2 protein-coding genes are annotated in these 2755 nt (G+C 58.5%); one reads left to right on the forward strand and one right to left on the reverse strand.

All coding sequences use genetic code 11. The features are described from left to right. Positions 1-159: 159 nt before the first annotated feature. Positions 160-1872, forward strand: coding sequence for an adenylate/guanylate cyclase domain-containing protein (locus tag AC33YF_RS13580; protein WP_491777748.1), 1713 nt, complete (start codon positions 160-162; stop codon positions 1870-1872). Positions 1873-2550: 678 nt separating this feature from the next. Here the strand turns inward: AC33YF_RS13580 and AC33YF_RS13585 are convergent. Beyond that, the coding region (locus tag AC33YF_RS13585) for a hypothetical protein (RefSeq protein WP_491777749.1) at positions 2551-2755 on the reverse strand (205 nt) is incomplete at its 5' end.

The following is a 2755-nucleotide window of genomic DNA, read 5'->3' on the forward strand; positions in this document are numbered from 1 at the left end:
GGCCTTGGCGCTTCTCGGACGCGAGCAAGCTAACGACCATCACGGCTGGCACCTCCCCGCGTCCGAGAAACCTGCACAGGACCGGACATCAGTCAGACGCCAGAAACGTGCTGGCCCTCTAGGGTTGTTGCGTATACCATCCCATAAAAGGAGACACGCGTGGAACGACGCCGCGCGGCAATATTGGCCGCTGATGTGGTGGGCTACAGCCGCCTGATGGGGGAAGATGAGACCGGCACGTTGGCGCGTCTGACGCGGCTGCGTAAGGAACGGATCGAACCCCTGATCGCCGACCATAGTGGCCGGGTATTCAAACTGATGGGCGACGGATTCCTGGTCGAGTTCGACAGCGTGGTCAATGCTGTCGGCTGTGCGGTCGCCTGGCAGAGCGGTGCAGCAGAAGGGGACCTGCGTTTTCGCATTGGCGTTAACTCGGGCGATGTGATTGACGAGGACGGTGATATATACGGCAACTGCGTCAACATTGCCGCCCGGCTCGAAGCCCTTGCCGATCCTGGCGGCATTTGCCTCTCAGGCGAGGTACAAGACGAGGTTCGGGGCAAGCTGGACCTTGCCTTGCAGGACATGGGCGCACAGGCAGTCAAAAACATCGCCAAACCGCTGCGAGCCTATGGGGTCATCCTTCATGGCGCAGCGCCTTTGGAGGTTCCTCGCCCCACAGCGCTGCAATCTGGCAAGCCCGCCATCGCCGTTCTCCCCTTCAACAACATGTCGGGTGACGCCGCACAGGACGGCTTCGCTGACGGAATGAGCGAGGATATCATCACCGCGCTCTCCCGGTCACATTCCTTCGACGTGACATCGCGCAACTCAACATTCGCCTATAAGGGCAAATCGCCGGATATCCGTGAAGTCGCTAAGGCGTTGGGTGTTAGCTATGTGCTGGAGGGCAGTATTCGCCAGAGTGGCGGCCGCGCCCGGATCACGGTACAGCTGATCGACGCCGTCTCAGGCAATCATGTCTGGGCGGATCGCTACGATCGCTCTATGGACGACGAGTTCGCGGTTCAGGACGAGATCGCAAAGCGAATTTCGTCTATTCTGACTGAGCGCATCTGGCAGGATGTGGTCCGCGACATCGGTCAGAAAAGGCGTCAGGACTACAACGCATACGACTACGCTTACAGAGGCATGGAACTGCTACATCGGGTCGATCCAGTCTTGATGTTGGAGGCTATAGCCTGCGGAGAGGCCGCGCTCACCCTTGATCCTGACCTTTACGTTGGCCATGCGGTTCTTGGGTTCTGCTATCTCTGGAACGGTCACTGGGATGACCCCAACGGCGTATGGCTCGCGCAGGCGCACCATCACGCCCTGCGGGTGGCCGAGATCGCGCCCGAGGAAGCACAGACCTATCGGATGCTCAGCCGAACTTACTGCGCTATGGGCAGATGGGAAGAATCATGGGACTGCGTGCAACGCGCCCTTCGCATAGACCCTAACGATGGCGACATAATCGGAAACCGGGGCGTCTACCATCTGTTCCATGGTGAGCCGACCGAGGCGATCGAATGGCTCGACAAAGTTCTCGAAATTCACGCTGACACCCCCCATACCGCCGATATAATGCGTTATTGGAAGGCGACCGCGCTATTTACCGTAACCGACTATGCCTCTGCGGTCGCCCTTCTGAAAACGATTTCCGGGTTGGATTTCATCAAAGCTGAAATGATGGCAGCGTGTTATGCTCGGCTCGGGCACTCGGATCAGGCACAGGCCAGAGCTGCCGAGGTCCTGCGTACCCATCCGTCGTTCAGACTTTCGAATGTACGCTTTTGGAAGACTTTCCGAAAAGAATCCGACTCTCTGACTCTGCTCGGCGCGCTCCGAGAAGCGGGCCTGCCGGACTGACGTGACCATTTCTTAGCCTGCAACTACCTCAACGCAGCCTACATCGCAGCAATCACCTTCTGCTGGTCATGGGTCTGGAGCCTAGATGATCAAATTCTGTTTCCTCCAACGGAAGTGGTTTGGTAATATTGCCTTTTCTGACGTGGGCCCTGATGTTGGCGTTTGATACTTTGGGCGGCTCCTCCGCCGGCATCGAGATGTGCCAAGTTCGCTCAACCAGAGCAGCAACCTTCATACGGAACCGACGGCTACTGTTGAAATGTTGCGTCGAAAAGGCAGCTGAGCGGGCTTGCTACCCAGCCAAAATCCTACGCGGGCTCCCCAGATGTGTCCACAAGGGGGCGACTTCGGGTCGGGTCCTTCGCGTCGCGTGCTGACTGTCATCTTTTAGGGCCTGGCCGTCCTCACGCTCAGTCGATCTGACAACATGAGTTGAAAGAGGCTGCTCGCCCGGCGTCGCCTACGGTCGAAGTACCCCTAACTCCGGACATCCCCCGGCGGACGGTATCTGCTTCCGACCCCAGACCCGCCAATGTCGCCTAATGGGATGTTGCGACCATCCACGAAATCGTCGCTGAACGGTGCGCCCTTGAAGGCCATGCGCTTAGTCGTATTGGGTCTTTACCGCGCAGACTTCAGAAGCGGACATCGAGGAAATGGGCAAGGTCTGATCTATTGTTAATCTGCTTGTTGGATCCCGGGCACAGGCTGCACGACTGGCATGACCTCCGCGCCATAATCTTCGTCAGGCCCGCCTATGCCAGCGACGTTGGCGACTTTGGGGAACGCAATGGAAGGCGACAGAGACGGAGGTGCGGGCGCGAACGGCGGAGAAGGGGACCAGTGAAGAGGCAATCGATTGGCTCGCGCTGCACCGTGCCTT

It is taken from the genome of Methyloceanibacter sp., assembly GCF_058506495.1.